Source organism: Streptomyces barringtoniae, from assembly GCF_020819595.1.
GTDB lineage: Bacteria > Actinomycetota > Actinomycetes > Streptomycetales > Streptomycetaceae > Streptomyces > Streptomyces barringtoniae.
Map to the genome: position 1 here is coordinate 114,031 of NZ_JAJHNP010000023.1, position 22,499 is coordinate 136,529.

Consider the following 22,499-nt stretch of genomic DNA (forward strand, 5'->3'; position numbering starts at 1 on the left):
CCTAGGCGGCCCGCATCCCTCAGGGCGACAGCATTTCCAGCTCGGAGGCGAGGTTGTAGCGGGCGGTTGACTCCCAGTGCTCCTGCCCGTAGGGAGTGCGGAACAGCCGGGGCAGGGCGAGGAGTTGGCACAAAACGGCCGAACGGCCCTCCCGGAAGGCGTCGTTCTGCACGAAGTGGTACTCCTCGCGCACCTCGGCGGTGTAGACGGCGTACGCCGACGGGGGCGCGGCCAGGATCGCGAGGTCGGCGTCGCACAGCACCTGGCCGTCGCGGTCGTCGTCGGCCGGGTCGTGCGTGAAGGTGAGCCGGACCAGCCGGGCCACCTCGGCGGTCTTCTCCTGAGAGACCCCGGCCTCGGGGAGCGCGCGTTCGGCGAGGCGGGCCGAGCGCTCCTCGTTCTCGGACCGCTCCGGCAGGTAGACGGCGTCGTGGAACCAGGCCGCCAGGCGTACGACGTCCGGGTCGGCTGCGTACTTCTCCAGGACGTCGACGTGGTCGAGGACCGCGGCGAGGTGGGCCACCGTGTGGTAGCGGCGCTGCGGTTCCTGCCAGCGGACGAGCAGGTTGTCGGCGTACGGCGCGGGGTCGGGTCCGCCGCCCGGGGCTCGGGCTGCTTCCAGCGTACGGGCGAAACGGAGGCGCAGGGCGTCGAGGTCGGCCATGCCGTCATTCTCCCGCCGGGCGGCCCGATGCACCTAGCGTGGCGCCCATGACTGACGTACAGGAAGTACGGGATCCCGAACTCCCCGGCCGGCTGCTCACTCTGGAGCGGGACGCCCTGATACCGCTGCTGCGGTCGCGGCCGGACGCGGACTTCGCGCTGCCGACCGCCGCGTGTCCGGGGTGGTCGGTGCGGGATGTGCTGGCGCACTGCTCGGCCGCGTTGCTGCGGGTGGTGGAGGGCCGGTTCGAGAAGGGCGTGTTCTCGCCCGAGTCCAACGACCGGGACATCGCCGAGCGGGCCGCGTGGCCGAACGCGCGGGTCGTGGACGAGCTGGAGCGCGGGATGACCGAGGCGGGGCCGGTGATCGCGAGGGCGGGCGGGGTGCTCGACATGATCGCGCTGGGCGAGTGGGTGCACGCCGGTGACGTGCGCGAGGTCTTCGATGCGCCGGGGGCGTACGCGGGGGCCGGGCTGCCGGACGCGCTGACGCTGCTCGTCCGGATCACCCGGGAGAAGGCGCACCTGCCCCTGCACGCCGACCTCGACGACATGGACGAGCCGCTGCGGCTCGGCGCGGCGGTGGCGGCGGGCCCGCCCGCGCGCTACATCGGCGGCGCGGCCACCCTCGTACGGCTGTACGCGGGGCGGCCGGTGAACGCAGGCGGATACGAGCTGGCCGGCGCGCGGGAGGGGGAACTCAACATCTTCGGGTGAAGGGCGCCCCCGCACAGGCGTAGTCTTGGAATTGGACTAGACCTGTAGCGACCGTCGGACGAATGGGGTGCCATGAGCAAGCGTGCAGTCCTGGAGGTGATCGCGCTCGACGTCGAGGACGCGGTCGCCGCCCAGGCCGGAGGCGCGGACCGCCTGGAGCTGGTCACCGACATGGCGGCCGACGGGCTCAGCCCGGCGCCCGCCACCGTCGCCGGGATCCGGGCCGCCGTCGACATCGACCTGCGCGTGATGCTCCGTCTCGCGGACGGGTTCGCGGCCGGAGACGTGGACCGCCTGGTCCGGGTGGCCGGTGACCTGCGCGGGGCCGGCGCCGACCAGTTCGTCCTCGGCTTCCTCGGCGTGGACGGCGCGGTCGACCTGGCCGCCGTCGAGCGGGTGGCCGGCCTGCTGGACGGCTGCGCGTGGACGTTCCACCGGGCGATCGACCGCGCCGCCGACCGCGACGCCCTGCGCAAGCAGCTCGCCGACCTGCCGGGCCTCGACACCTACCTCACCGCGGGCGCCGCCGAAGGGGTGGACGCGGGACTGCCGACGCTGGAGGCCGAGGCGGGCCGGCGGGGAGAGCCCGGGTACGGCCAGACGCTCCTGGTCGGCGGCGGCCTGCGGCTGGACCACGTGCCGCGGCTGCGGGCCGCCGGCATCGACGCCTTCCACATCGGCGGGGCGGCCCGGCCCTCCGGGTGGGAGGGGCCGGTTTCCGCGGGAGCCGTGCGGGAGTGGCGCAGGGTGCTGGACGGGGAGTAGGACGGCCCCCGTCCGGCGTCGTCACGCGGTCGCGAGCACGACGAGGACGAAGAGGAACACCAGGCAGAAGCCGGTGAGCGGGACCAGGCCGATCATTCCGGCCGGGCGCCGCAGGACCGGGCGGCCCGGGTCCAGGCCGGGGCCGAAGGCGGCCGTCGGCGCGGGGAGCTTCCGGATCCTGGCCAGGGTGAAGAGGTTGATCAGCAGCGTGATGGGCGTGATGATCATCGACATCGGACCCCACCAGCCCTGCGCCATCGTGTCCGACTGCATCTTCCGGAAGACGGCGAGCGCGCAGGTCTGGCAGAAGGTGCCCTTCCGCCACAGGTTCCGCATCACGATCAGCATGCCCTGATGGCCGCGGACCGTCACCCGCGCGGCGGGCGCGGCTCCGCACACCTCGCACCCGGGGCCCGAGGGCGAGGGGGCGGCGGACGGGTGGGCGCCGGGGGCCTGCTGGTACGGAGCGGCCTGGCCGTAGTCGGCGGGCGCCGGCTGGGGCGGGTACGGCGCCGGAGCCTGCTGGTACGGACCGGGTGCCGGCTGCTGGTACGCCCCGGGCGCCTGTGCGTACGGTCCAGGTGCCTGCTGCTGGTATGCCCCGGGCGCCTGCTGGTACGGCCCAGGTGCCTGCTGGTACGGACCCGGCTGCTGCGCGTACGGCCCTGGAGCCTGCGGGTAGCCGGGGTGCGGGGACGGCGGTGTGCTCAACGGAGGCCTTTCCACGGGGACATGCCGGGACGGCACGACACCCTAGCCGCGTGCCCTCAGGCCAACTGAGCCGGTACCGGTGCCGCGTGGGTCACGATCAGTCCGGACACCGCACGCGTGAGCGCCACGTACAGCCGCCGCAGCCCCGTGCGCTCGTCCGGCTCGCCGTCCACCACCGCCTGCGGCTCGTCCAGGACCACGTAGTCGTACTCCAGACCCTTGGCGAGGGACGCCGGGACGAGGGTGAGGCGGGTCTCCTGGGTGGTTTCCTCGCCGGGGGCCAGGCAGGTGATCCCCGCCGCCGTCAGGGCCTCGGCGAGCGCCGGGATGCGGGCGTCGGCGGCGATCAGGCCGGTCGAGCCCTCGTTGCGCAGCAACTCCTCGCAGGCGGCGACGACGTCGGACGTGTCCGCGATCGCACGGACCTCGAAGAAGCCGGGGTTCTCACGGACGGAGGCCACCGGGGTGAGGCCGGGGGCGATGTGCGGCAGGAGGCGGGAGGCGTAGGTGATGACGTCGGTGGGGACGCGGAAACCGGCCGTCAGCTCCTCGACGACCCCGTCCCGCTTGCCGAGATGGGCCAGCGCCTCGTCCCAGCCGCGGGTCGCCCAGGGAGTGGTGCCCTGCGCCAGGTCGCCCAGCACCGTCGCGCTGCCCGTGGTGCAGCGGCGGCCGACGGCCCGGTACTGCATGGGGGACAGGTCCTGGGCCTCGTCCAGGACGACGTGGCCCAGCGAGTGCGTGCGCTGGATCAGATCGGCCGCCTCGTCGATCAGTACCGCGTCCGCCGCCGACCACCTGGCCGACTTCACACTGCGCACCGGCTTGGCCCACAGGATCGTCTTCTGCTCGTCCTCGTCCAGGACCCCGGCGGCGTGCTCGGCGAGGAAGTCCGCGTCCGTCAGCAGGCGCAGGACGAGTTTCGCCGGGTCCACGGCCGGCCAGATCTCCTTCACGGCCGCCTTCACCGCGCCGTTGCGGGCGACCGCGTCCTGCACCCGGTCGTCCGGAGCCTCGCCCGAGCGCTCCATCTGGACCAGCACCGCGTGCGCGATCCGCTGCGGCAGTGCCTCGCGGGCGGCGCCGTAACGGATGTCCCGCTCCAGCAACTCCCGGGCGAGCTCCTCCAGTTCGTACGCGGGGACCCGCCAGCGCCGGGAGCCGCGCACCACCACGACCGCCTCCGTCGGCATGGTCACGTGGGAGTACAGGGCCCGCCGCAGCACCTCGGCCATCCGGGCGTCGCCCTTGATCACGGCGGCGGCCGCGTCGTCGGTGCCGCGCACCTCCACATGCGCGACCAGGTCGTCCACGGTGGCCTGCTGCACCGCCAACTCGCCCAGCGCAGGCAGGACTTGTTCGATGTAGTGCAGGAAGGACCGGTTCGGCCCGATGACCAGGGTGCCGGTGCGGGCGAGCCGTTCCCGGTGGGCGTAGAGGAGGTAGGCGACCCGGTGCAGGCCGACGGCGGTCTTTCCGGTGCCGGGGCCGCCCTGGACGCAGACCGTGCCGGACAGACCGGAGCGGACGATCTCGTCCTGCTCGGGCTGGATGGTGGCGACGATGTCCCGCATGGGGCCGACGCGCGGCCGCTCGATCTCCTGCTGGAGCAGCTTGCTGGTGGCCGCCGCCTCGGCCGGGTCGGAGAGGTGCTCGTCCTCGTACGCGGTCAGGTCGCCGCCGGTGTAGCCGAAGCGGCGGCGCAGCCCGACGTCCATCGTGTCCTTCTTGGAGGCCCGGTAGAACGGCTGCGAGACCGGGGCGCGCCAGTCGATGACCATGGGGTCGCCGTCGGCGTCGTGGACATGCCGCCGCCCGATGTAGAAACGCTCGCCCTCCGCTCCTTCTGCCCGGTCCGCGCCGGGTGCGTGCAGGTAGTCCAGCCTGCCGAAGAACAGCGGGGTGTCGCTGAGGTCGGCCAGTGCCCTGATCCGCTCGTCGATCTGGCGGGACAGCACTTCGGCGTTGACCCAGTTCGCGGTGACGTCCCGGATGTCCAGCGACTCCACGTCCTCGCGCATGGCGCGCAGCGCGGCGCGGGAGGAGGCGAGGTGGGAGCGTTCTCGGGCCAGGGGGTCGGCGTGGCGTTCGTCGAGCGGTTCGTGGGCGGGCGCGGACAAGGGGGTGCCTCCGGATCTGCTCTTGGCATGACAGGGGGCCGTCCGGTTTCCGTCCGGGCGGCGGCTCTCCGCGAGGGGGAGGCGGGCAAGAGCGGAGATTCTAAGGGAACCACTCAGGGACGGGCCAGCGAATTGTTCGCGGACGCAGGCGCCGGGCGGACCGCCTGCGCCGTCGCCAGCCGCCGGTACACCGAACTGGCGGTGAGCAGCTCCTCATGACGACCGCACGCGGTGACCCGGCCCTGCTCCAGGACGACGATCCGGTCCGCGTGCTGAACGGTGGAGAGCCGGTGCGCGATGACGAGGACCGCGCACTCCTCGGTGATGTCCTTCAGGGCCGCGGTGAGCGCGGCCTCGTTGAGGGCGTCGAGGTGGGAGGTGGGTTCGTCCAGGAGCAGCAGCGCCGGGCGGGTGAGCAGGGCACGGGCCAGGGCGACGCGCTGGCGCTCGCCGCCCGACAGAGTGGCGCCGTGTTCCCCGACGGTGCCGTGCAGGCCGCCGGGCAGCCGCTCGGCCACCTCCTCGAGGCGGGCCAGCCTCAGGGCCCGGCGCACCTCGTCCTCCGTGGCGTCCGGGCGGCCGTAGACGATGTTGTCGTGGAGCGTGCCGCGCACGACATGGCTGCTCTGGTCCACGATCGCGAGCCCGGCCCGGCCGGCGTCGCGGGAGAGCTCCGCGGCGGGGCGCCCGTGGAAGCGGAGCCGGCCCGCGTCGGGTTCGTAGAACCGGGCGGCCAGCGCGAACACGGTGCTTTTGCCCGCCCCGGACAGTCCGACGAGGGCGACCTGCCGGCGCTGCGGCACGGTGAAGGAGACCCCGCGCAGCACCGGCCGCCCCGGCCGGTAGGCGAAGTGGACGTCCTCCAGTTCGAGGGCCGGTGGTCCGAGGGCCGGTCCGTGCGCGGGTGGCAGCGGCGCGGGCGCCGCGGGGCCGGTGGGCTCGACGGGCAGCTTCAGGGTCTGCTCGATGCGCAGGTGGGCGCCCATGCCCCGCTGGATCAGGCCGGCCGCGCGGAACACCGAGGACAGCGGGACGACGAGGTAGGAGGCGTACAGCAGGAACGCGACCAGGTCGCCCAGGGAGTGACCGTGGCCGTGGGCGCGCAGGCCTCCGACGACGAGGACCAGCAGGAAGGAGCCCTGGACGGCGAGTTCGACGGCCGAGCTCATGACCGCGGCGTACTTCGCGGCGCGCACTCCGGCGGCGCAGGCCTCGTCGACGCGGGCGCCGATGCGGGCCGCCTCACGCTGCTCGGCGCGGTACACACGGACCATGGCGAGCGCACCCAGGGCGCGTTCGAGGTCGGCGGCGACGGCGCCGACGGACGACTGCAGGCGCTCCGAAGCGGTGCGGATGCCCCGCAGCAGCAGGGCGACCACGGCCGCCGCAGTCGCCACGGTCGCCGTGACGAGCACCAGCAGCAGCGGGTCGAGCCAGGCCATCAGGGCCAGCGCGCCGACGGAGACCACCGCCCCGGTGACCAGGTCGACCAGCGCCTGGGCGACCACCTCGCGCAGCAGGGTGGTGTCGGCGGTCACCCGCGCGATCAGGTCGCCGCCGCGCTGCCGGTCGTACTCCCGCATCTCCAGCCGCAGCAGTCGCCCCACCAGGGTGTGGCGCAGTTGTCGTACGACGCCTTCGCCGGTCCGCTCCAGCAGGAAACGGCCGGCGGCGCCGGTGCCGGCCTCGGCGGCGAACAGGGCCGTGAGCAGCAGCAGCGGCGGCCAGAGGGGCTGCTGCCCGCTGCTGGCGTCCACCACCCGTTTGGCCAGCAACGGCTGGGCGAGCCCCAGCGCGGACGCCACCAGGGTCAGCGTGGTGGCCAGGGCTATCGCACCGCGGTGGCGGGCGGTGAGCCGGCACACGGCGAGGATCGCGGCCCGCGTGGACCGGTCGGTGTCGTCCTCGCCGCGGGCCTCCTGCTCACCGGCCGTCATCGCCGTACCGGCCCGACGGCCATCAGACGGGCGAAGTAGCCGTCGGGCGCGCCCTCGCCGACCGGCAGGCCCTCCGCCTCGATCCAGGCGTGCGCGGTGAACGGCGGTACGACGCGGACGCCCGTGCACCAGGTCGGCCAGGTGCCGCCGAGACGGCACAGGAGGGCGGCCCCGAGGGAGCGGGGCAGGCAGCCCTTGGGCCCGGCGCAGCGCAGGCTCACCGCGCACACGGCGTCGCGGGCGCGCAGGGCCTGGGCCGCGGTCGCGGGGGCGGCGCCGCGGCGCAGCAGGCCGAGGGCGGCGCGGATGTGACGGGGTGGCAGCAGGGAGAGGACGACGGCCGGCAGGAGGACCGTGCGGGCGGCGAGGCGGCGGCCGAGGGGAACCCCGTACGGCCGCTCCAGGGCACTGGGCGTGCTCATTCGGCCAGCCCGCCGGCGCGCAGCTGCTCCACCAGGGCGTCGACGTCGGCCCGTGCGCGGCCGGGGTCGACGTCGAACGCCTCCGCGACCGCCGCCGTCGCGGCCGCCTCGTCACCGCCCGCCATGAGCGTGTCGACCACCAGGGTCGCGGTGGGGTTCAGCTCCCAGTACTCGCCGGAGCGCTGGTCGAGGAGGACGGTGCCGTAGTCGGTCTTCGCGGTGCAGATCTCGGCACCGAACCGCAATGCCATGACGGCTCTCCTTCGTGGGTTTCGTCGGTCGGGTCACTTCGGTACGTCGTGCCGCGTACGGCCGAGCGCGCGCAGCCACACCTCGACCGAGATGGTCGAGTACAGGACGGCCTCCCGCAGGTGCCGGGTGGCGGGGCGCTCCGCCAGCCGGCGCAGCACGTCGCCGTCCACCAGGCCCAGCCGTTCCAGCCGCGAGTCCTCCCACAGCGCCTTCAGGTCGCCGCGGTGCTCGCGCAGCCCGTCGGCCGCGTCCCTGGCTGCGGTGGCCTTGTCGGTCCGGCGCAGGCACTCCTCGGGCACGATGCCGCGCATGGCCGCGGTCAGGAGCGGCTTGTACTGCCAGGGCGAGACGCGTTCGTCGGGGCGCACGGCGAGGGCGGCCTCGATGACCCGGTCGTCGAGGAACGGCGAGGCCATGGGCAGCCCGCAGCGGGCCGCCATGTGGTCCCACTGCCGGATGATGCGGGTGCAGTTGCGGATCTGTTCCAGGTCGGCGTGGAGTCCCCGGTCGGGGTGCAGCGGCCGGGTCCGCCGGGCGGCCGTGCGCAGTGCCCTGCGGGTCAGGTGCTCGGCCTCCGGTGTCACCCATTCGAACAGGCGCGGGCTCATGCCCCAGCCGAGGCTGGTGGCGACCGTCGGGGCCAGCGGGTCGCGCAGCCGGTGCTCCGCGTCCGCCAGCCAGGTGCCGTAGGGGCGGGAGTCGGCCAGGGTGGCGAGCATGGGGCCGAGCGGCCACTGCCACAGCGCCTTGAAGCCGCGCAGCTGCCGCAGCGCGAACAGCGGGCGGCGCCGGGCCAGCCGGTGGTAGTACGCCTCGGAGCACCAGGCCACGTGGTCGCCCCCGATGCCCGTCAGATGCACCCGGCTGCCCCGTTCGGCCATGGCCGGCAGGTGGTGCAGGACACGCGCGCGGTCCATGACGCCGATGGTGGGCTCGTCCAGTACGTCGTCGATGTCGAGGAGTCCGGTGTAGACGAGGGGTGAGGCCTCGGCGTCCCAGATGACGTGCTCGACGTCCGGCAGGGCGGCGGCGGCCCGCTTCGCCCAGTGCAGGTCGGTGTCGGCGGGGTCGCGTCCGGGCCAGGTGGAGGCCACGACGCGGGCCGGTGAGCGGTCGGCGAGGAAGCAGACGGAGGTGGAGTCGAGGCCGCCGGACAGGTCGCAGCTGACCGTGCCGCCGTGCCTGGTGCGGGCGTGGACGGCATCGGCGAGGGCCTCGCGGACCCGGGGGGCGCCGGTGCGCAGCGGGACGACCGGTTCCGGGGGTGTCCACCAGCGGGTGTGGCGTGCGCCTTGGCCGTCGGGTGCGAGGATCAGCGCCTCGTGCGGGGCGACGGCGGTGACGCCGGGCCACAGCGGTTCGTCGAGCAGGGGGTGCGGAACGGGCCAGAGCAGCCGTACGGCCAGGCGTTCCGGCGCCGGTTCGACGCCGAGCGCGGCGGCCAGGACGTCCGCCCGGGTCGCGGCCACCCGGGTGCCGGCGACCGGTGCGTGGAAGACCAGCCGGAGACCGGAGGCCGTGCCCTGCACCCGGATCCGCCCGTCGAGGGCGGCGACCAGGTGGCAGCTGCCGGGCAGCGAACGGGCCCAGGCGTCCAGCGCGGCGAGGTCGCGCAGGGAGCGGGCGACCCGCTGCAGTTCCGTGGCGTCGACGGGGACGCAGCCGACGAGGGCGAGGGCGGCGGGGCCGACACGGGCGCTGACGATCTCCTGGTCGTGCCAGTGGCCCACGAGCCAGGGCCGGCCCGAGGCGTGATCGAGGCTGCGGGTGCCGGGGCGGGCGAAGGAGCGGGCCACGGCGGCCGCGTCCGCGCGGTCGGCGAAGACCGCGAAGTGCGCGTCGCCGTGGCCCGTCCCCGCACTTGCGTGCAGATCAGTCATGACGTCGAGGCAGAGGCCGTCGCTCGTCCGCCGTTCAGTTCTTGCTCAGGATGAGCCGGTCGTTGCCGTGGCGCTGCAGCAGCCCGGTCTCCTTGCGGAAGGAACCGAGTCGGACGAGGGTCGGTGCCTCGTAGGCCTTCTTCATGACGTGTTCTCTCCTTCGCTGGTTGTCTCTCCGCCCCCCGAGGGCGGCCTGTCACCAGCTAGCCGGGGAGCGGGGCGGCCCGACAAGATGGGGGAGAACAGTCGGATTGTCTGCAGATTCCGTCCGATGATGGTGTGTTCGAGCGCTGAACGGGCGCCTGTGCGGCAGAGGTCCGCGCTCCGCAGGTGCCGGTGGCGTGTGCCGGAGGAACGTTTTCACGTGGACCGCGGCGCGGCGGCAGGACCCCGGCCGGAACGGGCGCGGGAGGGGATTGCGAGGGCGCACTCCGGTCGGTGCCGCGAATCCGGATGAGGACCCCTAGGGGGCGAGGCCGCCCGGCGTAGGGGGAGCGCTCCGCCCTGAGAGGTAGGCGAAGAAGCAGGAGATTGGCTCTGGAGATTGATGCCGGTCACACCGGGTGAGAGCGACTATGAAGGCATGAGCGCAGCAACCATCTCTCCAGGCCCTGTACGACCGCCGGCCGGCGCCACAGCCGTGGACGGCCCGCATCACCACTGGCTCGGCAACGCCCTGCGCGCCGTCAAGGTGTTCGCGGAGGCGGCGTTCGGCGTCGTGATCCTCGGCGAGTACGGCGAGGAAGCGGGCATACGCCGCAAGTGACCGCATAGGGTCGCGTCCGTGCCACCACAGACGGTGCGGAAACGGACGGCAGCCCTCCTCCTGGCCCTCTCCCTCGCCGCCTTCGCCGCGTTGTGCGTCCTGCAGCACGCACCCATGGCCGACCTGCTCGTCTACCGCGCCGAGGGCGCGGCCGTGGCCCACGGCACCGATCTGTACGGCTTCACCGTCACCCGGTGGCGCCTCCCCGCGACCTACCCGCCCTTCGCCGCGATCCTGTTCGTCCCGGCGGCCTGGCTCCCCCTCCCGGCCCTGAAGGCGGCCTTCCTCGCGGGCAACGCGCTCCTGCTCGCCGCCCTGATCGCCCTCTCGGCCCGCCTCGCGGGAAGAACGGTCTCCCGGCCCCTGCTCGGCACGGCCACGGCCCTGTTCCTCCGGCTCGTCCCGCACGAGGGCGCCCGCGACCTCCGCCTGCCCTGGTGGCAACAGCCCCTGGCATCGCCGTACCCGCTGCTGGGGCCGGCGCTGGTCGCGGCGGCGGCGCTCCGGGCGGCTCAGCCGGTGCTGTCCTCCGCCAGGATCTCGTCGGCGTCCACGATCCGGTAGGAGTAGCCCTGTTCGGCCAGGAAGCGCTGGCGGTGGGCGGCGAAGTCCTGGTCGATGGTGTCGCGGGCGACGACCGAGTAGAAGTGGGCCTGGTGGCCGTCGGCCTTGGGGCGCAGGACGCGGCCGAGGCGCTGGGCCTCCTCCTGGCGGGAGCCGAAGGTGCCGGACACCTGGACGGCGACCGTCGCCTCCGGCAGGTCGATGGAGAAGTTCGCGACCTTCGACACCACCAGCACGCTGATCTCGCCCTCCCTGAAGGCGTCGAAGAGCTTCTCGCGCTGGGCGTTGGAGGTCTCGCCCTTGATGACGGGGGCGTTCAAGTGCTCGCCCAGTTCGTCGAGTTGGTCGATGTACTGGCCGATGACGAGGATCTGCTGCCCGGCGAAGCGGCGGACGATCGCCTCCGTCACCTTCCGCTTGGTGTCCGTCGTCGCGCAGAAGCGGTACTTCTCCTCCGTCTCGGCGGTGGCGTACGCCAGCCGCTCGGTGTCCGTCAGGTTCACCCGGACCTCGACGCAGTCGGCCGGCGCGATGTAGCCCTGCGCCTCGATCTCCTTCCAGGGCGCGTCGAACCGCTTCGGCCCGATGAGGGAGAACACGTCCGACTCGCGGCCGTCCTCGCGGACGAGGGTGGCCGTCAGGCCGAGCCGGCGCCGGGCCTGGAGATCCGCCGTGAACTTGAAGACGGGAGCGGGCAGCAGGTGCACCTCGTCGTAGACGATCAGGCCCCAGTCCCGGGAGTCGAAGAGTTCGAGGTGGGGGTAGATCCCCTTCCGCTTGGTGGTCAGCACCTGGTAGGTGGCGATGGTGACCGGGCGGATCTCCTTCTTCGTGCCGCTGTACTCGCCGATCTCGTCCTCGGTCAGCGAGGTCCGCTTCACCAGCTCGTGCTTCCACTGACGGGCCGAGACGGTGTTGGTGACCAGGATGAGCGTCGTGGACTTGGCCTGGGCCATGGATCCTGCGCCCACCAGTGTCTTACCGGCACCGCACGGCAGCACGACGACGCCGCTGCCGCCGTGCCAGAAGTTCTCCACGGCCTGCTTCTGGTACGGCCTGAGGGCCCAGCCGTCCTCCAGCAGCTCGATCGGGTGCGCCTCACCGTCGACGTACCCGGCGAGGTCCTCGGCCGGCCAGCCCAGTTTCAGCAGCACCTGCTTGATCTGCCCGCGCTCGGAGGGGTGCACGACGACGCTGTCCGGGTCGATCCGCGCACCGACCAGCGGGGCGATCCGCTTGGACTTCAGCACCTCCTCCAGCACCGGCCGGTCGGTGGTGGTCAGCACGAGTCCGTGCGCGGGGTGCTTGCTCAGCGTGAGCCGCCCGTACCGGTCCATCGTCTCGGCGATGTCCACGAGCAGCGCGTGCGGCACCGGATACCGGCTGTACTGCACCAGGGCGTCCACGACCTGCTCGGCGTCGTGCCCGGCGGCGCGCGCGTTCCACAGCCCGAGCGGGGTGACCCGGTAGGTGTGGATGTGCTCGGGCGCCCGCTCCAGCTCGGCGAACGGAGCGATGGCACGCCGGCAGTCGTCGGCCCGCTCGTGATCGACTTCCAGGAGCAGGGTCTTGTCGGACTGGACGATTAGGCAGGACACGCATACCTCCACGGATTGGATCGTCAGCGTGACAGAAACCTCACCTGCCACGGCTCGGGCCATGCCCCGTGCCCGGCGCCGGAAGGGCGTACCGGCCAGCGCGCCGGGGATGCGCGCCGCTATCTATGTTCGCCTATCGCGTGAAACGGACGAGACGACTTCTCCTGAGCGCCAGCGGGCGGCGTGCGAGGCGCTGTGTGAGGCACGTGGCCGGGACGTCGTAGTCGTCGGGGAAGACATCGATGTCTCCGGCTTCTCGCGGGCCTCGACCGGCCGGGTCTGCAACGCATCCTGACCCGGCTCGCCGAGCTGGACGTGATCGTGTTCTTCAAGATCGGCCGGCTCGCACGCTCGACGGTCGACTTCGCGGAGATCATGCGACTCGCCGAGCACCAGAGCGTTGCGCTCGCACCGGCCACGGAACCTCTTGACCTCACATCGCCCATGGGCCGGGCCATGGCAAAGGTCATCGCGGTCTTCGCCGAGCGGGCGGGTTCCGTACGGGTACATGGTCGTCCCCAACCCCAACGGGGCGGGCAAGGTCCTCGCAGTCAACGAGGACGAGGCCAAGACGATCAGGAAGATCGTGGAACGGGTCCTGGCCAAGGACTCCCTCATGCAGATCATCAACGACCTCAACAAGGAGGGCGTCCCGTCGCCCGGCCACACCTCACGCCAGACCACGGGCAAGCGCAGCGACTCCAAGCAGTGGTACACGACGACGCTGCGCAGCCTGCTGGGCAATCCCCAGTTGCTCGGCCAGGTCGTCGAGGACGGAAAGCCGATCCTGCGGACGGGCGGTCTGCCCCTGGTCAACCGCCCGCCGATCCTCGAAAGGGGACGTCGCTGTTGCGCGGCATCATGCACTGCGGATTGCGGCGAGAAGACCACACGAAACAGCGCGGCCGGGCGTTTCACACCTTCTGGCTCGCTCGTACGCAGTTGGACCAAGGGAAGCTCGATCAGGCGTGCCACACGGCCACGCAGGCCCTGGTGCCCGCGTCGGCAGTTGCCTCAGAGCGGGTTACCGGCCATCTGCGAGAGTTCTACGACCAGTTGGCCCACGCAGGCAGGAGCCCGTAGCCCTGGCCTTCGACGCGAGGCTACGGGAACTCCTCCCACCACGAGGGCCATGGGCAGCTCCCAGGCCGGACATCAACCAGACACAGATTCACCGTGTGCCCGTCGCCGAGCAATACGAGAGAGAGGGGACTCACCGAACGGCAAGCGTGTTCTGGCGCTGAACCGGCTGATGGCGGCCGAACCGGGCTCGGCACCTCATTTCCACGGTGCAAGTATGCAACAGCCTTTGATTATTGAGAATTGAATGATTGTCAACTTGTTTATACAGGTTCTGCTATGGTCGTTCATGATCGCGTTTACGTGGCGCATAGCCGGTTAGGACATGTCATGAATGACAAGCGAACACCTGGCGTTGCTGTGGGAGTTGCCGCCTTCAATGTGGTGCTGACCTTGGCGGCAACCGTGGCGACCTGGGACGGCGGCCCTAGCCCCTGGGCAGCAGCCGCCGCGAGTTCTCTGCTTGTTCTGTTCGTGCTTCTTGGCCGCCGCTAGCGCCTGACGCGCCCCTGTCCCTCGCGCTGGCTGTATCTGGCAGCCAGCTAGAAAGAACGGTCCCGTGAGACTCTCATACCGTCTTGCCACTGCGGCCCTCGCCGGCCTGGCCCTCATGGCCACTACCGCCGCTCAGAGCAACGCTTACACCCCCACTGCCGCCGTCGCTTCCGTTTCGGCCGACAGCGGTTTGTCCCCCGAGGCCGCTGCGCTTGTCGACAAGGTCCAGGAGCTGCAGAGCCAGTCCTCCGTGCTGGAGGGCGAGAAGGCGCAGACGTGGGTCAACCGCGTCAAGACCGCGGTGGACGGCAAGGAGATATCCGCTCACCTGAAGGCGGGCTCATCCCTGGCGTTCGAGCGCGCCAGCGTCTACGCCTTCAAGAACGGCAACACGCAGGTCGCCGTGCCCATCAGTGGCCAGGTCCTCGGCGCAAGCCTGAACGCCGTCTACGACGCCTCCGGCAAGCTGGTCAACACGCTGGAGATGCAGCTCACCCACGATGACAAGACCGGTCACGCGCAGGTCTGGCGCAACGGCTCCCTGACGAACGACAAGATCATCAAGGCCGCCGACCTTCCGAGCGCACCCACCAAGGAGCCGCAGATTGCTGCCAGGGGGTTCAGCTGGCACAAGCTGAACAGCTGCCTCGCCAATGCAGGCGTCTCGTCCTGGACCCTCGCGCTGATTGGGACCGCTTGTGCGGCCGCCTGCGTGGGAACGGCTGGTGCGGCGTGCGTGCCGTGCATCACCGCTGCTGGGGGCCTCGGCGCCGGAACCGTGTGGTTCTGCATAGGGAAGGCAACCTCCTGAGACCTTGACCTCAGCATAGGTTCTGCGGCCGTTCGCCCTCATTCGCACTGAGGGCGAACGGCCGCAGTCCGTAAGCAACGGTAGCGTGAGGCTCCCCGTGGACGATCAGCGGTCCGTTCACGAGCGGCTGCCTGTCTGAACGGCTGGGCGTGGCCAAACATCCGGTGTGCCGTAAACGCCGACGATCACCGTCAGCCTTCCGCGAGCTCCGCCACCCCGGTGATCCGGTGCAGCGGATAGGTGCGCACCTCGTCCGCGGTGTGGTCGTACGCCGTGACGAAACCGCCCTCCACCTTGACCGGGGCGATGACGCGCTGGCTGGCGGTGCCCTCGGCGTTGACGTAGCCGATCCACAGGGACTCGCCGGTCAGGACGGCGGCCTGCACGGTGGCCAGGGTCTCGGCGGAGGAGGTGCGCGGCAGTTCACCGCCCGGCACGGCAGCCCCGTCCCCGGCGGTCCTGCGCGGGGTGGTGGCGGCCAGGTCACCGGCCCGGATCGCGCGGATCGCCGCCGTGAGCAGTGTGGCGTCGGGTGGCGGCGGGCCGTCCGGGACCGGTTCGGGAGCGGTGCGCGGCGGGGTGCGGTGGGCGTGGGCGCGGGCGATCAGGACGTCACCCTCGGCGGACTCGGCGGCGGGCGCGTAGCCCATCGCGCGCAGGCCCTCCAGCAGCGTCGCCGGGTCGCACGGGGCGGCCAGCACGGTCGGGGCGAGGCGGCGCAGCCGCAGGGCCGCGGCGCGCTTGTCGGCGAGGATCTCGTTCAGCAGGGTGTCGTCGTCGCAGCGTACGTACGCCGAGGCCGCGCCGACCCGGAGGTGGCCGTGTTTGCGGGCCACGTCGTCGATCAGATAGGCGAGCGGCTGCGGCACCGGGGTGCGGGAGTGCTCGACGAGGAAGGCGTGCAGGTCGGCGGCGCTGCGGCCGGCGTCCAGGGCACGCCGTACCGAGGCCGGGGTGAAGCGGTACACCGTTGCGCCGCCCTTGGACTCGACGTCCGCGAGCACGTCCAGCACGTCGGCGAGGGGGCGTCGCAGCGGCCCGGGCGCCACCGCCGTCAGGTCGGCCTGCAGCAGCACGTGGTCCAGCGGTTCGGGCAGGAGCGGCGCGAGGAGCCGGGCGGCGGCGGCCGTCGCCACGGCCTGCTCGGCGGGGGAGAGCGGGGTGAGGGCGGGTCCGCCGGGACGGTGGTGATGGTGGACGGGGAGCTTGTCGCCGGGGCCGGTCCCCTCCGCCGGGCCGGCGGGGGCGAGGACGCGGGTGGAGCCGGCGGCCGCCGGGGCCGAGGTACCGGGCGGGGCGGAGGTGCCGGGAGCGGCGGAGGTGCCCGGGGTGCCCGATCCGGTGCGTGAGCCCGCCCCCGCCGCCGGGGCGCCCAGCAGGGCCCGCGCGTGCGCCGACAGCGCGCCCCGGCCGGTGATGCCCAGCTGCTCCGCCTCGGACAGGGTCCAGCGGGCCAGCCGGGAGCGCAGGTCCTCGTCGCCGTTGCGCTGCTGGGGTCCGCGCAGCGGCCGTTCCCAGCGCAGCCGGGCCAGCACCGACTCGGTGTCGGGCGCCGCGCCCACCGGCAGCCCGGCCAGCAGGGTCAGCACCCGGTGCCGTACCTCGGGCGCGGCCGAGCGGTCCAGGCCGGGCCCGAGCGCGGCGAGCGTACGGTCCTTGGCGTCCCGCCCGCCGACCAGCCCCGGCGTCCGGGTGGCCGTCAGCCAGGCCTCCGCCAGCTGGGACCAGCGCTCGGCGGCGGGCCGCTCCAGCCACTCGTCGTAGGCGGGCGTGGCCGCGTACCGCTCGTCGGCCTCGCCGTCGGAGGCGATCAGCCCGGCCGCGTACGCCAGTTCCACCCAGAACGCGGCGACGGGCTCGGAGACGTCCAGGGCGACGGCGGTCCGCTTCAGGTCGCGGACGCTCAGCCCGCCGGCCCGCAGCACGGCCGGGCCGCCCTCGTCCCAGTCCTTCATCAGCTCCTCGACCGTGGCGAGCGCGGTGTACGCCTGCCCGGCCGCCGTCGCGTCGACCACCTGCGCACCGTGCGTCGCGGCCGGCTCCACGGCGGGCGGCAGCGGCTCGGGCACGCGGTGGGCGCGGCCCTCGCGCAGATGCAGGGCGACTTCGCGCGGCAGCACGACCGTGCCGGGCGCGGTCGGCAGCAGCAGGCCGCGGTCGAGCAGCCAGCGCAGGTGCGCGGCCGGGTCCGGGGTGACCTGCCCGTACGGCGGCCCCCACACCAGCCGCGCCAGCACCTCGCGGGCGGCCTCCGGGGCCTCGGCCAGCAGGTCGCCCATCTTCTTCCGGTCTTCGAACAGCGCGGTGAGCGCGGCCACGGCGGACACCGAGTCGTGCGTCGAGGGCAGCCCGGCCGTCGCGACGATGTCCTGGATCCGGCCCGGCGACATGCCCGAGGTGGCCTCCTGCACGCTGGGCCCGAGCCCCGTCGGGGAGGGGTGCTGCGGGGACGGCGCGAGGAGTTCGCGGGCCGTGCGCACCAGTCGCAGCCGCTCGTCGTCGCCCCACACCAGCGCCTGTTCGCGAAGCGTGCCGAGGGCGTGCGGCAGCGCGGCGGCAACCGTCTCGTCCCGGGCGTCCCCGGCCATCAGGGCGAGCAGCGTGTCGTACGGCGCCGGGTCGGGGGCCACGGCCAGCGCCTCCGCCGTCTGCAGCGCGAACCGGTCCAGCCGCTCCAGCGCGCGCAGCACCGAGGCACGGGTGCCGGCGCGGGTGGCCAGCTGGGTGAGGTCGGTCGGGACCGGCGTGATGAGGTCGGGGCGGCTGCGCAGCAGCGCGGCCAGGGAGACGTCGTCCCGCGCGCGGAGCGCTTCCGCGAGGGAACGGGGGGCTGGGTGGGCCGCTGGGCTCATCTGACCCACGGTAGCGGGTGCCGTCCCCGGCAGGGGTGCCCGTGTGGGGCCCCGGCCCGGCACGGGTTCCGGGAGGCGACTCTGCGCTACCGTCCTCACGGGGTTTCATCGCCGTCGCCCCGGAGGGGTTTTCCGTTGGGGATCGAGAGCGACCAGGTCGTCTACGAGTACCTGAGCCGTGTCGGAGACATCGCTCAGCAACGGCAGTTGCCGTCGGACACGCGGATGCGGCTCGTGTCGGAGCTGCGCAACGAGATCGACCGGCACCGGGCCAAGGCGACGGTCGACAGTCCCGCCGCGGTCCGCCGCATCCTGGACCGGCTGGGCACCCCGGACGAGGTAGTCGAGGCCGCGGGCGGCACGTCGGGCGCGTCCGGCGCGTCGGGCACCGGCCGGGTGCCGCAGTCGCCGCCCGCCGCCGTGCCCGTACAGCCCGCGCCGCGCGAACGGAGGCCGGGGCCGAAGGCGGAGCCGGATCCGTCGGACGGCAAACGGCAGGACGGCCTGAGGGGCCTGAAGGGTTTGAAGGGCCTGCGCCGAGCCGTCCCCGGCCCCCGCCCTGCCGGGACCGGCCCGGCGGCCTCCGCCCCGCGCGAGGCCCCGTCCCCGCCGCACCTGGCCGCCGCGCACGAACTCGGGGACAGCGCCGTACAGCCCGACTGGTGGCGGGTGGGCGGCGACTCCTTCGGACTCGCGGCCGAGACGGACTCGGTGCCGGGGTTCGTGGGCGGTGTGGAGATCCCGGAGCTGCTCCGGCGGCCGCCGAAGGAGCGGAAGCCGGCGGACCGGGCCCCGGAGACGGCCGAGCCGGAGCCGGAGCCGGAGGCGGCCGACGCCGAGCCCGCCGCCCGTCGGCGCCGGTTCCGTCCCGCCGCCGGCTGGACCAACCCCCTCCTGCTGCTGGCCGCCGCCGCGCTGGTCGCCGGTGCGGTGCTCGGGAACTGGTTCGCGCTGATCCTCGGCTGGGTGATCGCCTACGGCTCCCGGCGGCTGACCCCCGCGGAGACCAAGACGGCCGTGATGGTCCTGCCGGGTACGGCGGTCGCGGCCGGACTGGTCTGGCTGTGGGGGAGGTTCGACGGCCGCTGGGGCCGGCCGATCGCGCAGGGTCACATGAACGACGCGATCGCCGGGACCTGGCCGTGGGTGGTACGGGGGGCGGCGGTGGCGTCGGCGCTGTACTTGGTGTGGCGCTCACAGAGGAGCCGGTGAACGCCGCGAAGGGGCGCGGGGCCGTGTCGATATGCGGCTCCGCCGCGTGCGCGCGATCAGCCACGACGGACCCGCACCCGGCGGACAACGGTGCCTCCCACGGCGCCCTCCCGCCCGGCCGAACCGCCGGCGGCACCCGGCACAATGACGCATATGACACTCACGGTCGGCTTCGACCTCGACATGACCCTGATCGACTCCCGGCCCGGTATCCACGCCTGCTACCTCGCGCTGTCCGAGCGGACCGGGACGTACATCGATGCCGATCTGGCGGTGACCCGGCTCGGACCGCCGCTCGTCGAGGAGCTGGTCAACTGGTTCCCCGAGGAGCAGGTGCCCGCGATGGCCGACCTGTACCGGCAGATGTACCCGGCGATCGCCATCGCCGCGACCCCCGCCATGGACGGCGCCCGGGAGGCGATGGCCGCGGTGCGGGCGGCCGGGGGACGGACGATGGTGGTCACGGCGAAGTACGAGCCCAACGCCAAGCTGCACCTGAGCCACCTCGGCATCGAGCCCGACGTGGTCGTGGGCGACCTGTGGGCGGAGCGGAAGGCGGAGGCGCTGCGCGAGTACCGGGCCGGCGTGTACGTCGGCGACCATGTCGGGGACGTGCGCGGCGCCCGTACGGCGGGAGCGCTGTCGGTCGCCGTGGCGACCGGCCCCTGCCCCGCCGACGAACTGCGCGCCGCGGGCGCGGACGTCGTCCTGGCGGACCTGTCCGCCTTCCCGGCGTGGCTGGCCGCCTACCGTGAGGCGCCCCGCGCCTGACGCCGGCCGGCGGCGACGGACCGCAGCACGCCCGCGCCGGCCACGAGGAAACCGACGGCCATGAGCATGCTCAAACCGAACATGTACGTCGGAAAAGGCCGGGCGCCGAGGAACAGCGGGGCCACGGTGACGAGGGTGGCCGCGGCCCCGATGAAGAAGACGATCGCGCCGGCGCGGATCAGCCGGTCACCGGGCGCGGCGGAATTCGTTTGGGTTTTGTCACGCACCGGACCAGGGTAGTTCCCTGCGCGAGAGAACAACCGGGGGACGTCTTGTCACCCGCCCCAAGACCATTAGCCTTGGTAGCGGCGGGTCACGGTCGACCCGCTCTAGTGCTATCAAGAGCCGTTTCCGAAGTAGTTTTCCCAACGAGTACGAGGACGAGGACAGACGTGCCTACCGGCAAGGTCAAGTGGTTCAACAGCGAGAAGGGCTTCGGCTTTCTCTCCCGCGACGACGGCGGTGACGTCTTCGTCCATTCCTCGGTTCTCCCCGCCGGAGTCGATTCGCTCAAGCCGGGACAGCGCGTGGAGTTCGGTGTCGTCGCCGGTCAGCGCGGCGACCAGGCGCTGTCAGTGGTCGTGCTCGACCCGACGCCGTCCGTCGCCGCCGCCCAGCGCAAGAAGCCGGACGAGCTGGCCTCGATCGTGCAGGACCTGACGACCCTTCTCGAGAACATCACGCCGATGCTGGAGAAGGGCCGCTACCCGGACAAGGTCTCCGGCAAGAAGATCGCCGGCCTGCTGCGCGCGGTCGCCGACCAGCTGGACGTGTAGGCACCCGTCAGGGAAACGAGAGCGCATCCGGGCCGAGGGGCGGTACCAGCCCCTCGGCCGCCGCGCGTGTGAGCAGGCCGCGGATCGCGGCGTAGCCGTCCTCGCCGAGGCCGGCGGTGAACTCGTTCACGTACAACCCGATGTGCTGGTCCGCCACGGCCGGGTCCATCTCCTGGGCGTGCGCCATCACGTACGGCCGGGAGGCCTCGGGGTCGTCCCAGGCGGCCCGTACGGAGGCGCGGACGGAGTCGGCGAGCCGGGTCAGCGTGTCGGCGCCCAGCGAGCGCTTGGCGATGATCGCGCCGAGCGGGATGGGCAGCCCGGTGGTCTTCTCCCAGTGCTCGCCCATGTCGGCGAGCTTGTGCAGCCCGTAGTTCTGGTAGGTGAACCGGGCCTCGTGGATGACCAGTCCGGCGTCCACCTTGCCGTCCCGGACGGCCGGCATGATCTCGTGGAACGGCAGGACGACGATCTCGCCGACCCCGCCGCCCGGCAGCGTGTCCGCCGCCCACAGGCGGAAGAGGAGATAGGCGGTCGACTTCTCGCTGGGCACCGCGACCGTACGGCCCGTCAGGTCGAGGCCCGGCTCGCGGGTGAGCACCAGCGGCCCGCAGCCCCGCCCCAGCGCACCGCCGCACGGCAGCAGCGCGTACTCGCCGAGGACGTACGGCAGGACGGCGTACGACACCTTCAGCACGTCGAACTCGCCGCGCTCGGCCATGCCGTTGGTGATGTCGATGTCGGCGAAGGTCACGTCCAGCGCGGGGGCACCGGGGATCCGGCCGTGGGCGAGGGCGTCGAAGACGAAGGTGTCGTTGGGGCAGGGGGAGTACGCGATCCGCAGGGACCGCTGCTCACTGGTCGTCATGACGGTTCCAACTCTCCAATGCGGGCGCGAGCTTCCCGAAGCCCTCGGTGAGGGCGGTGAGGGCGTCGCCGATGCGCCAGGCGGCCCGGTCGCGCGGGCCGACCGGGTTGGAGACCGCGCGGATCTCCAGCACCGGCGTCCCGTGCGCGGCGGCCGCCTCCGCCACCCCGAACCCCTCCATGCCCTCGGCGAGCGCCCGCGGGTGCCGGGTGCGCAGCTCGGCGGCGCGGGCGGCGGTGCCGGTGACGGTGGAGACGGTCAGGACGGTGCCGGCCGGGGCGCCGGTGGCCTGGCAGGCGGTCCGCACCAGTGATCCCGGCGGGTGGTGGGTGACGGTCCCGAAGCCGAGTTCGGTGACCGGGACGAAGCCGTCGGCGGTCTCGGCGCCCAGGTCGGCCACGGTGATCCGGTCGGCGACGACGAGCGAGCCGACGGGCGCCCCGGGCTGGAAGCCGCCGCCGATCCCGGCCGAGACGACCAGGTCGTACGGGGTGCCGGCGAGGCGGGCCGCGGTGAGTGCCGCGGAGACGGAGGCCGCGGCGAGGGCCGGGCCGACACCCGCGTCGAGCAGGTCCCAGCCCCCCGTCGTGCGCGTCAGACCCGCGCCGGGCAGCCGGACCTGCTCCACCGGCGCGGGGAACGCCCGTGCCACCGCGTCCCGCTCTGCCGGGACCGCGGTGGCCACGAGGACTCGTACGACCGGCACGGAGGCCGTGATCAGGCGGCCTGCTTCAGCTTGAACGACCACATGCCCTGGTTGGACTTCGAGCCCATCCGGATCGTGACCGTGTTGACGTTGCCCTGGGTGCCGTACTGCTGGTTGAAGAACGCGCTGCCCGGGATGGTGCGATAGGTCTTCTTGCTGACGTCGGTGAACTGCTGGCCGTTCACCAGGAGCACCCAGCCGGCGTCCGCGATCTTCGGGTCGACACCGACGCGGACCGTCTCGTCCTGGTCGAGCTTGATCGACTTGGTGTTGCCGATGTTCTTGACGCACTTCGTCAGCGACTTGGCGTCCAGCGCCTTGCCGTCGTTGTAGCACAGGGCCTCGGAGTTGACCGAGCTGTCGCCGACGGTGACGGTCGCGACGGGCGTCGGCTTCTCGCAGGCCGTGAGCAGGAGCAGTCCGGCGGAAACGGCGCCGGCGGCGGCGACGGCGCGGCGGCGTCGCACAGCGGATTGCAGCGTGGTCATGGCCGAAGGCTATCGGGCGCCCCGAGCCGTCCGCCCACGTGGGGT

At 72.9% G+C, this 22,499-nt stretch carries 22 protein-coding genes and 4 pseudogenes; 12 read left to right on the forward strand and 14 right to left on the reverse strand.

Annotated features, from left to right (window positions below; genetic code table 11):
- Positions 1–19 precede the first annotated feature (19 nt).
- Positions 20–664 (reverse strand): HD domain-containing protein, encoded by a 645-nt coding sequence (locus tag LMU33_RS33350; protein WP_228624517.1) that lies wholly within the window; start codon positions 662–664, stop codon positions 20–22.
- Positions 665–711: 47 nt separating this feature from the next.
- Between LMU33_RS33350 and LMU33_RS33355 the strand changes: the two genes are divergently transcribed.
- Together LMU33_RS33355 and LMU33_RS33360 are read left to right on the forward strand one after the other, a co-directional pair.
- Complete coding sequence (locus LMU33_RS33355) at positions 712–1,380, forward strand: maleylpyruvate isomerase family mycothiol-dependent enzyme (protein WP_228624518.1); 669 nt, start codon at positions 712–714, stop codon at positions 1,378–1,380.
- A gap of 72 nt (positions 1,381–1,452) precedes the next feature.
- Positions 1,453–2,145, forward strand: a complete 693-nt coding sequence (locus LMU33_RS33360) for a copper homeostasis protein CutC (RefSeq protein ID WP_228624519.1) — start codon at positions 1,453–1,455, stop codon at positions 2,143–2,145.
- 21 nt (positions 2,146–2,166) lie between these two features.
- Here the strand turns inward: LMU33_RS33360 and LMU33_RS33365 are convergent, their stop codons facing one another.
- The 7 genes from LMU33_RS33365 to LMU33_RS33395 all read right to left on the reverse strand — a co-directional run bounded on the left by LMU33_RS33365 (position 2,167) and on the right by LMU33_RS33395 (position 9,612).
- On the reverse strand, positions 2,167–2,856 hold the full coding sequence (locus tag LMU33_RS33365) for a hypothetical protein (protein ID WP_228624520.1): 690 nt from the start codon (positions 2,854–2,856) through the stop codon (positions 2,167–2,169).
- Positions 2,857–2,912: 56 nt separating this feature from the next.
- Positions 2,913–4,976 carry a HelD family protein gene (locus tag LMU33_RS33370; protein ID WP_372478098.1) on the reverse strand — a complete coding sequence of 688 codons (2,064 nt, stop codon included), beginning with the start codon at positions 4,974–4,976 and terminating at the stop codon, positions 2,913–2,915.
- 113 nt (positions 4,977–5,089) lie between these two features.
- A complete protein-coding gene (locus LMU33_RS33375; RefSeq protein WP_228624521.1) occupies positions 5,090–6,913 on the reverse strand; it encodes an ABC transporter ATP-binding protein in 1,824 nt (607 codons plus the stop codon).
- Positions 6,910–7,335 (reverse strand): lasso peptide biosynthesis B2 protein, encoded by a 426-nt coding sequence (locus LMU33_RS33380; RefSeq protein WP_228624522.1) that lies wholly within the window; start codon positions 7,333–7,335, stop codon positions 6,910–6,912. The genes LMU33_RS33375 and LMU33_RS33380 overlap by 4 nt, the downstream gene beginning before the upstream one ends.
- Positions 7,332–7,586 carry a lasso peptide biosynthesis PqqD family chaperone gene (locus tag LMU33_RS33385; RefSeq protein ID WP_228624523.1) on the reverse strand — a complete coding sequence of 85 codons (255 nt, stop codon included), beginning with the start codon at positions 7,584–7,586 and terminating at the stop codon, positions 7,332–7,334. The genes LMU33_RS33380 and LMU33_RS33385 overlap by 4 nt, the downstream gene beginning before the upstream one ends.
- Before the next feature lie 33 nt (positions 7,587–7,619).
- Positions 7,620–9,467: a lasso peptide isopeptide bond-forming cyclase gene (locus LMU33_RS33390; RefSeq protein ID WP_228624524.1), complete on the reverse strand. Its 1,848-nt coding sequence runs from the start codon at positions 9,465–9,467 to the stop codon at positions 7,620–7,622.
- A gap of 34 nt (positions 9,468–9,501) precedes the next feature.
- Positions 9,502–9,612, reverse strand: a complete 111-nt coding sequence (locus LMU33_RS33395) for a keywimysin-related RiPP (RefSeq protein WP_228624525.1) — start codon at positions 9,610–9,612, stop codon at positions 9,502–9,504.
- A gap of 438 nt (positions 9,613–10,050) precedes the next feature.
- Between LMU33_RS33395 and LMU33_RS33400 the strand changes: the two genes are divergently transcribed.
- Together LMU33_RS33400 and LMU33_RS33405 are read left to right on the forward strand one after the other, a co-directional pair.
- Positions 10,051–10,233 carry a hypothetical protein gene (locus tag LMU33_RS33400; protein ID WP_228624526.1) on the forward strand — a complete coding sequence of 61 codons (183 nt, stop codon included), beginning with the start codon at positions 10,051–10,053 and terminating at the stop codon, positions 10,231–10,233.
- A gap of 33 nt (positions 10,234–10,266) precedes the next feature.
- Positions 10,267–10,638, forward strand: a pseudogene (locus LMU33_RS33405) (glycosyltransferase 87 family protein); the annotation flags it as partial.
- Between the two features lie 107 nt (positions 10,639–10,745).
- On the opposite strand, the gene LMU33_RS33410 reads toward LMU33_RS33405, so the two are convergent.
- Positions 10,746–12,395 carry a DNA repair helicase XPB gene (locus LMU33_RS33410; protein WP_228624527.1) on the reverse strand — a complete coding sequence of 550 codons (1,650 nt, stop codon included), beginning with the start codon at positions 12,393–12,395 and terminating at the stop codon, positions 10,746–10,748.
- 109 nt (positions 12,396–12,504) lie between these two features.
- Between LMU33_RS33410 and LMU33_RS42110 the strand changes: the two genes are divergently transcribed.
- The 5 genes and pseudogenes from LMU33_RS42110 to LMU33_RS33420 all read left to right on the forward strand — a co-directional run bounded on the left by LMU33_RS42110 (position 12,505) and on the right by LMU33_RS33420 (position 14,781).
- The gene (locus LMU33_RS42110; protein ID WP_372478099.1) at positions 12,505–12,690 is read left to right on the forward strand and encodes a recombinase family protein; all 186 of its coding nucleotides are present in this window, start codon (positions 12,505–12,507) and stop codon (positions 12,688–12,690) included.
- Positions 12,672–12,872, forward strand: a pseudogene (locus LMU33_RS42115) (recombinase family protein); the annotation flags it as partial. The gene LMU33_RS42110 and the pseudogene LMU33_RS42115, both read left to right, overlap by 19 nt.
- A gap of 31 nt (positions 12,873–12,903) precedes the next feature.
- A pseudogene (locus LMU33_RS42120) lies at positions 12,904–13,152 on the forward strand (recombinase family protein); the annotation flags it as partial.
- A gap of 116 nt (positions 13,153–13,268) precedes the next feature.
- Positions 13,269–13,519: pseudogene (locus LMU33_RS33415) on the forward strand (hypothetical protein); the annotation flags it as partial.
- Between the two features lie 566 nt (positions 13,520–14,085).
- Positions 14,086–14,781: a hypothetical protein gene (locus tag LMU33_RS33420; RefSeq protein ID WP_228624528.1), complete on the forward strand. Its 696-nt coding sequence runs from the start codon at positions 14,086–14,088 to the stop codon at positions 14,779–14,781.
- A 191-nt stretch (positions 14,782–14,972) separates the two neighbouring features.
- Here the strand turns inward: LMU33_RS33420 and LMU33_RS33425 are convergent, their stop codons facing one another.
- Positions 14,973–17,633 (reverse strand): helicase C-terminal domain-containing protein, encoded by a 2,661-nt coding sequence (locus LMU33_RS33425; RefSeq protein WP_228624529.1) that lies wholly within the window; start codon positions 17,631–17,633, stop codon positions 14,973–14,975.
- Between the two features lie 135 nt (positions 17,634–17,768).
- On the opposite strand from LMU33_RS33425, the gene LMU33_RS33430 reads away from it, so the two are divergent.
- Positions 17,769–18,845 carry a hypothetical protein gene (locus LMU33_RS33430; RefSeq protein WP_228624530.1) on the forward strand — a complete coding sequence of 359 codons (1,077 nt, stop codon included), beginning with the start codon at positions 17,769–17,771 and terminating at the stop codon, positions 18,843–18,845.
- A gap of 144 nt (positions 18,846–18,989) precedes the next feature.
- Positions 18,990–19,616: an HAD family hydrolase gene (locus LMU33_RS33435; RefSeq protein ID WP_228624531.1), complete on the forward strand. Its 627-nt coding sequence runs from the start codon at positions 18,990–18,992 to the stop codon at positions 19,614–19,616.
- Here the strand turns inward: LMU33_RS33435 and LMU33_RS33440 are convergent.
- Entirely contained in the window at positions 19,592–19,843 is a 252-nt protein-coding gene (locus LMU33_RS33440) for a hypothetical protein (protein WP_228624532.1), read from the reverse strand. The genes LMU33_RS33435 and LMU33_RS33440 overlap by 25 nt on opposite strands.
- Before the next feature lie 165 nt (positions 19,844–20,008).
- On the opposite strand from LMU33_RS33440, the gene LMU33_RS41520 reads away from it, so the two are divergent.
- Entirely contained in the window at positions 20,009–20,392 is a 384-nt protein-coding gene (locus tag LMU33_RS41520) for a cold-shock protein (protein WP_308280829.1), read from the forward strand.
- A gap of 7 nt (positions 20,393–20,399) precedes the next feature.
- Here LMU33_RS41520 and LMU33_RS33450 read toward each other — a convergent pair whose 3' ends face one another.
- The 3 genes from LMU33_RS33450 to LMU33_RS33460 are packed head-to-tail and all read right to left on the reverse strand — an operon-like array spanning position 20,400 to position 22,454.
- Positions 20,400–21,260, reverse strand: coding sequence for a 1,4-dihydroxy-6-naphtoate synthase (locus LMU33_RS33450; RefSeq protein ID WP_228624533.1), 861 nt, complete (start codon positions 21,258–21,260; stop codon positions 20,400–20,402).
- Positions 21,247–21,966, reverse strand: a complete 720-nt coding sequence (locus LMU33_RS33455; protein ID WP_228624534.1) for a futalosine hydrolase — start codon at positions 21,964–21,966, stop codon at positions 21,247–21,249. The genes LMU33_RS33450 and LMU33_RS33455 overlap by 14 nt, the downstream gene beginning before the upstream one ends.
- A gap of 11 nt (positions 21,967–21,977) precedes the next feature.
- Positions 21,978–22,454, reverse strand: coding sequence for a DUF2771 domain-containing protein (locus LMU33_RS33460; protein WP_228624535.1), 477 nt, complete (start codon positions 22,452–22,454; stop codon positions 21,978–21,980).
- Between the last annotated feature and the right edge of the window lie 45 nt (positions 22,455–22,499).